Below are 6,504 nucleotides of genomic sequence, written 5' to 3'. Positions count from 1 at the left end.
CCGCCCTGCCGCGCAGGTCCAGCACGGCCAGAGGCAGCAGCAGCGGCCACGGGGCCGCCGTGCGCACGTCCGCCCCGCCGGGCAGAAAGGACAACGGCGCGTTGACGTGGGTGCCGCTGTGCTCGCCCATGGCAAAGACGCGCAGGTCGTAGCCGTCTTCTTCGCGGCTGGCCACATCCAGAAAGGTTACCGGCGGGTCGCCCGGCCAGCGCGGCATGCCGCTGCCGATGGGGTGGGCAAGGTCCACCAGTCGGGTAAAGGTCAGGCCACGGGGCATGCGCCCCCCTCATGCGGCCCATCCCCCACATCCGGCACTTCCGGCCCGGCTCCCTGCGCCGCCACTTTCTTCTCCGCCATTTCCAGACCCGCCGCATCCTGCCGCGAATTGCCGTTGCGATGGCCGCGCACGTCGCGCGGGCCAAGCATCTTGGCTGGGTCCATCAGGTCGTCGTAGTCTTCCGGCCGCATCAGCCCCCGCTCCACCAGCAGGTCGCGCGGCGTGCGCCCCGTGGCGCGGGCGTCCTTGACCACCGTGGCCGCCGCCTCGTACCCGATGACCGGGGCCAGCGCCGTGACCATGCCCAGCGAGCCGTGCAACAGTTCCAGACAACGTTCGCGGTTGGCGGTGATGCCCTCCACGCAACGTACCCGCAGGATGCGCGCCGCCCGCGTCAGGATTTCCAGCGACTGGAACAGGTTGCAGGCCATGATCGGGCCGAACACGTTCAGTTCCAGCTGTCCCGCCTCTGCCGCCAGGGTCACCGTAAGGTCGTTGCCGATGACCTGCTGGCAGACCTGATTGACCAGTTCCGGGATCACCGGGTTGACCTTGCCGGGCATGATGCTGGACCCCGGCTGCACGGCGGGCAGGGATATTTCGCCAAGGCCCGTGAACGGCCCGGACGAGAGCAGCCGCAGGTCGTTGCATATCTTGGAAAGCTTCACCGCCACGCGCTTCAGCAGCCCGGAAAGGGTGACATAGGCCCCGGCGTCGCTGGTGGCCTCCACAAGGTTGGGCGAAAGCGAGAGCGGCAGCCCGGTGATGTCCGCCAGCCGGTCGCAGACCAGCGGCGCATAGCCGGGCACGGTGTTGATGCCGGTGCCCACTGCGGTTGCGCCGATGTTCACCTCGCACAGCAGGCGGGCCACCTCGGCCAGACGGTCGATGTCCTCGCCCACGGTAACCCCGTAGGCCGCGAATTCCGCGCCCAGGGTGATGGGCACGGCATCCTGCAACTGGGTGCGGGCCATCTTGATGACGTCGGCAAAGGCCTCGCCCTTGGCATGAAAGGCATCGCGCAGTTCACGCAACGAGACGCCAAGGTCGCGTGCGTACCACACCAGGGCAATGCGGAACGCCGTGGGGTACACGTCGTTGGTGGACTGCGAAAGATTGACGTGGTTCAGCGGGCTGACCACGCCGTATTCGCCGCGCGCGCGGCCCATCAGTTCCAGCGCGCGGTTGGCGATGACCTCGTTGGCGTTCATGTTCACCGAGGTGCCCGCCCCGCCCTGGATGATGTCCACCACGAACTGCTCGTCAAAGCGGCCTTCGCGCACCTCGCGGCAGGCCTGCACGATGGCCTGCCCCACGTCGCCGTCCAGCAGGCCCAGTTCCATGTTGGCCAGCGCGGCGGCCTTCTTCACCGATGCCAGCGCCTGCACGAAGCGGGGGTGGCGGCCTATGGTCAACCCTGTGACGTCGAAATTCTCCAGCGCCCGCAGGGTCTGCACGCCGTAGTAGGCGTGGGCGGGCACCTTGCGTTCTCCAAGGCTGTCGCGCTCGATGCGGTATTCCATGGGGGATGTCGTCCTTGCTTCCGGGGTGTCAGAATGCCGGGTTATCGGGATGGTGCCGTGGCTGCCCGTGCGGCCGTACCGAAGTGCTGCCCGTGCTGCCCTTGATGCCCTTGATGCCCTTGATGCCCCTATGCCCATCATGGCGTCACCCCATCATATGGGGCACGCACGGTTGCAGCATACCACCCTTGCCGCCGCCCGCCTATGGGCAGCACCGCCACGCAAAAGCGCCCCGCCACCCGGATGGGGTGCGGGGCGCAGTGGATGCGTCTTTTCCGTCCTGCCGTGAATCGGGGTTACTTCGCCGCCGGGGGCAGTACGGTGGCCTTCTTGATGACCACGGGGGTGGTGGGCACGTTCTCGAACGAACCCACCGTGGCGGTGCGCACGGCCTTGATCTTGTCCACCACGTCGGTACCCTCGATCACCCTGCCGAACACGGCGTAGCCCCAGCCCTGCATGGTGGGCGCGCGGTGGTCGAGGAAGGCGTTGTCCTTCACGTTGATGAAGAACTGGGCGGTGGCGGAATGCGGTGCCATGGTGCGGGCCATGGCCAGGGTGTACTTTTCGTTGCGCAGGCCGTTGTTGGCCTCGTTCTCGACGGGTTCGCGGGTGGGCTTTTCGTGCATCTTCTCGTCGAAGCCGCCGCCCTGGATCATGAAACCGTCGATGACGCGGTGGAAGATGGTGCCGTCGTAGTGGCCCGCCGCGACATATTCGCGAAAGTTGGCGGCGGTCTTGGGGGCCTTTTCGTCATCCAGTTCGATGACGATGTCGCCCATGCTCGTTTCCAGCTTGATCACCGTGTGTCCCCTCTGTGCCGAAGCCGCCATGGCGGTTCCGTGACCTGCGAACGCGAAAAGGGCCGTAAGCGCGGCCAGCAGCAACCAACGCATGTTCTGCTCCGGGATTGTGAAAGTTGGATGGGCGAACCGCCCGTGCCGGTGCCATTACCAGAAGCGCCACCGCAGGGCAATCGGCATGGCATGCCAATGGACGGCGGGGCGGCCTCAGGTAACATGCCGCAAACACCCTGCAGCCCTCATCCTTGTGACCACGCTAGATGCCGTAGTATGACAGGCGACGAGGCCCCACACCCACTGTTCTCTTTTCTTCAGGAGCATGACCACACTTGAGGATTTTCGTTCTTCGGCAAGGAAGATTCGCCTTTTGTGAAGGGAGCGTGCGGCAGTCGTTATGCGAGTCCGCGAGCATTACGAATGGCGACCGCAGCGCGCTCTGGCCGTACGTGACCGGAGCAAAAGGCGAATCAGACGACGCCGAAGGGCGAAAGGCCCAAGTGTGGCATACTCCTTATTCAAACGTCAGCCTGTCCTGCCCGACCCCGATGGTCACGTGTTGCCCGTCCTTGAGGTCGCCCGCGATCAGGCGGCGGGCCAGCGGCGTTTCCACGTTGGTCTGCAGGTAGCGCCGCAGGGGCCGCGCGCCGTACACCGGGTCGTAAGCGGATTCGGCGATGAAGTCGCGCGCCGCGTCGGAAAGGTCCACGGTGATCTTGCGTTCGGCAAGGCGCCCCCGCAGCCTGCCCAGCAGCAGTTCCACGATGCGCCCGATCTGTTCGGGCAGCAGCGGGCGGAACATGACGATCTCGTCCACCCGGTTCAGGAACTCGGGCCGGAAGTGGCGACGCATTTCGTCCATCACCCTGTCGCGCACGCCGGGGCGGAATTCGCCCTCGTCGGTGATGCCGTCCAGCAGGTGCGACGACCCGATGTTGGAGGTCATGATGATGATGGTGTTCTTGAAGTCCACGGTGCGGCCATGGCTGTCGGTAAGCCGCCCGTCGTCCAGGATTTGCAGCAGCACGTTGAACACGTCGGCGTGGGCCTTTTCGATCTCGTCGAACAGCACCACGCTGTACGGCTTGCGGCGCACCGCCTCGGTCAGCTGGCCGCCCTCGTCGTAGCCCACGTAGCCGGGGGGGGCCCCGATGAGCCGCGCCACCGCGTGCTTCTCCATGTATTCGCTCATGTCGATGCGCACGATGTTGTCCTCGCTGTCGAACAGCGATTCCGCCAGCGTCTTGCACAGTTCGGTCTTGCCGACGCCGGTGGGGCCAAGGAAGATGAACGACCCGATGGGCCGCCCGGGGTCGGACAGCCCGGCCCGGGCGCGCAACACGGCTTCGGCCACGGCCTGCACGGCCTCGTCCTGGCCCACCACGCGCTCGTGCAGCACGTCGCCCAGTCGCAGCAGCTTCTCGCGTTCCGATTCAAGCAGCCGGGTGACCGGGATGCCCGTCCACCGGGCCACGATTTCGGCCACGTCGTCGGGGCGCACCTCTTCCTTGAGCAGGCGGTTTTCGTCATCGCCGCGCTCGGCGTCGGCCAGCTTGCGCTCAAGCTCCAGCAGTTTGGAATACTTCAGTTCCGCCGCCCGGTTGAGGTCGTAGTTGCGCTCTGCCTCGTCGATGGCCAGGCGGGTACGTTCGATCTCTTCCTTGATGGTGCGCACGGCGTCGATGGAGCCCTTTTCGCGCTCCCACTGGGCCAGCAGGGTGGCCTGCCCGGCCCGCAGGTCGGCCAGCTCGTTCTCCAGCCTTTCCAGCCGCTCGCGCGAGGCGGCGTCCGTCTCGCGGCGCAGGGCCTCGCGCTCGATCTCAAGCTGCATGACCTTGCGGTTCACCTCGTCCAGTTCGGCGGGCAGCGAATCGATTTCGGTGCGGATCAGCGCCGCCGCCTCGTCGATGAGGTCGATGGCCTTGTCCGGCAACTGACGGTCGGTGATGTAGCGGTGTGACAGGATCACCGCCTCCACGATGGCCGAATCGCTGATGCGCACGCCGTGGTGCACCTCGAACCGTTCGCGCAGGCCGCGCAGGATGGAGATGGTGTCCTCCACCGTGGGCTCGTCCACCACCACGGGCTGGAAGCGGCGTTCCAGCGCCGGATCCTTTTCGATGTACTTGCGGTACTCGTCCAGCGTGGTCGCGCCGATGCAGTGCAACTCGCCGCGCGCCAGCATGGGCTTCAGCAGGTTGCCCGCGTCCATGGCCCCGTCGGCCTTGCCCGCGCCCACGATGGTGTGCAATTCGTCGATGAACATGACGATGCGGCCCTCGGCCTTCTCCACTTCCTTCAGCACGGCCTTCAGCCGTTCCTCGAACTCGCCACGGTACTTGGCCCCGGCGATAAGCGCGCCCATGTCCAGCGCAAACAGGCTGCGGTTCTTGAGGCCCTCCGGCACGTCGCCCTTCAGGATGCGGTGGGCGAGGCCTTCAACGATGGCCGTCTTGCCCACGCCCGCCTCACCGATGAGCACGGGGTTGTTCTTGGTGCGCCGCGACAGGATGCGCACCACGCGGCGGATTTCCGCGTCGCGCCCGATGACCGGGTCCAGCTTGCCCTTGCGGGCTTCTTCCACCAGATCGCGCCCGTACTTCTGGAGCGCCTCGTAGGTGTCTTCCGGATTCTGCGAGGTAACGCGCTGCGCGCCGCGCACGTCTTCCAGCACGGCCAGCAACTTGTCCTGCGTCAGGCCGAATTCGCGGGCAACGCGGCCCATGTCGGTGGAGGCGGGTTCTTCCAGAAAGGCGCAGATCAGGTGTTCGACGCTGACGTACTCGTCCTTGAGCCGCCTGGCGAAGTCCTGTGCACGCACCAATGCCTGGTTCAGGCGCTGGGTGACGTAGATCTGCCCCTGGGCCGCGCCGGGGCCGCTGACCGCCGGGCGCTTCTGCAACGCCGCCTCAAGGGCGGCGGCAAAGGCGTCTGGCTTGTAGCCCGCCCGCTCCAGCAGGCGCGGCACCAGCCCCTGTTCCTGACGGATCAGGGCCAGCGCGGCGTGCTCCACGTCCACCTGCTGGTGCCCAAGGCGCACGGCGGTGGACTGGGCCTCTGCAATGGCCTGCTGCGATTTTTCGGTAAACTTGTTGATGTCCATGGCGTTCTTTCCCCCTTGCCCGGCGGGGCCGGGTACGAGCTTCGATGTGCCGAGGGCGGCGGCCTGCGGCCCCGGAAATGCCGGGGGCGGCGCGCCCGTGGCGGAAAATTTCGTGCTGCCCGGTGCGGATGCTCCGCCGCCGGACCGCGTACTCATCTGGTCATGACGCTGGCGGGCCATGACTCTATCAGGCCATGCCCCTAGCTGCCGTACAACTACCGTTGCGCCTCAAGCTCGCGCACCCGGCGTTCCAGCCGGTCGATGCGGTCCAGCAGGTCCACCACGATGGAGCCGCCCAGGCTGTTCAGTTCGAAGTCGGCGCAAATGCGTTCCAGCTTGCGGGTGCGGTATACGTCCACCCGGCGGAACAGATAGCCTTCGCCTGCCGTGCGGCGCGGTTCCAGCCAGCCCAGTTCGATCAGTTCGCCCAGGCGGCTGGGGTGCACGCCGGACACCTGAAGGAATTCCGCCCAGGCGATGAATTCCGAACGGATGGGCAGTTCGCCGCCCTGCGCAGGGCCTTGCCCCCGGTCATATCCGTGATCGTTGCCGTCATCGGGGTACATGTGGTGTCACCTCCGGATGCAAGTCGTGTCGGCGGGGTTCCGCGCCGGTTCCGGTCGTCCTGTCCGCTAGTCGCGCGCCCGGAACGCCGAGGTCCGGGCCAGTTCTTCCCACAGTTCCCGTTCGCGCGGGGTGGCTTCTCCCGGCGTGCGGATGCCGATGCGCACGTACTGGTCGCCGCGCGCCGCCCCCGTGCCCAACCCCTTGCCGCGCAGGCGCAGCTTGCGCCCGCTGCAC

General features: G+C 66.6%; 5 protein-coding genes and 1 pseudogene. All 6 read right to left on the bottom strand.

What is annotated here, in order from left to right; translation table 11 throughout:
• A partial coding sequence (locus tag FVW20_RS04785) for a cyclase family protein (RefSeq protein ID WP_196608518.1) occupies nt 1-277 on the bottom strand: 277 nt, incomplete at its 3' end.
• The gene (locus FVW20_RS04780) at nt 262-1,800 is read right to left on the bottom strand and encodes an aspartate ammonia-lyase (protein ID WP_231038871.1); all 1,539 of its coding nucleotides are present in this window, start codon (nt 1,798-1,800) and stop codon (nt 262-264) included. The genes FVW20_RS04780 and FVW20_RS04785, both read right to left, overlap by 16 nt.
• Nucleotides 1,801-2,096: 296 nt before the next feature.
• Nucleotides 2,097-2,696, bottom strand: a complete 600-nt coding sequence (locus FVW20_RS04775) for a peptidylprolyl isomerase (RefSeq protein ID WP_372434965.1) — start codon at nt 2,694-2,696, stop codon at nt 2,097-2,099.
• A 418-nt stretch (nt 2,697-3,114) separates the two neighbouring features.
• The gene (gene clpB / locus FVW20_RS04770; protein WP_196608517.1) at nt 3,115-5,703 is read right to left on the bottom strand and encodes an ATP-dependent chaperone ClpB; all 2,589 of its coding nucleotides are present in this window, start codon (nt 5,701-5,703) and stop codon (nt 3,115-3,117) included.
• 215 nt (nt 5,704-5,918) lie between these two features.
• The gene (locus FVW20_RS04765; RefSeq protein ID WP_196608516.1) at nt 5,919-6,269 is read right to left on the bottom strand and encodes a chaperone modulator CbpM; all 351 of its coding nucleotides are present in this window, start codon (nt 6,267-6,269) and stop codon (nt 5,919-5,921) included.
• Nucleotides 6,270-6,335: 66 nt separating this feature from the next.
• Nucleotides 6,336-6,504: pseudogene (locus FVW20_RS04760) on the bottom strand (J domain-containing protein); the annotation flags it as partial.

Source organism: Nitratidesulfovibrio oxamicus, from assembly GCF_015731765.1.
GTDB lineage: Bacteria > Desulfobacterota > Desulfovibrionia > Desulfovibrionales > Desulfovibrionaceae > Cupidesulfovibrio > Cupidesulfovibrio oxamicus.
The sequence above is the reverse complement of the archived record's forward strand: the minus strand, read 5'-3'. Positions and strand labels throughout refer to the sequence as shown.

What these genes read in the sequence shown, in the direction of transcription:
- FVW20_RS04780 (WP_231038871.1), bottom strand. Translation starts at nt 1,800, where the DNA reads ATGGAATACCGCATCGAGCGCGACAGCCTTGGAGAACGCAAGGTGCCC.
- FVW20_RS04775 (WP_372434965.1), bottom strand. Translation starts at nt 2,696, where the DNA reads ATGCGTTGGTTGCTGCTGGCCGCGCTTACGGCCCTTTTCGCGTTCGCA.
- clpB (WP_196608517.1), bottom strand. Translation starts at nt 5,703, where the DNA reads ATGGACATCAACAAGTTTACCGAAAAATCGCAGCAGGCCATTGCAGAG.
- FVW20_RS04765 (WP_196608516.1), bottom strand. Translation starts at nt 6,269, where the DNA reads ATGTACCCCGATGACGGCAACGATCACGGATATGACCGGGGGCAAGGC.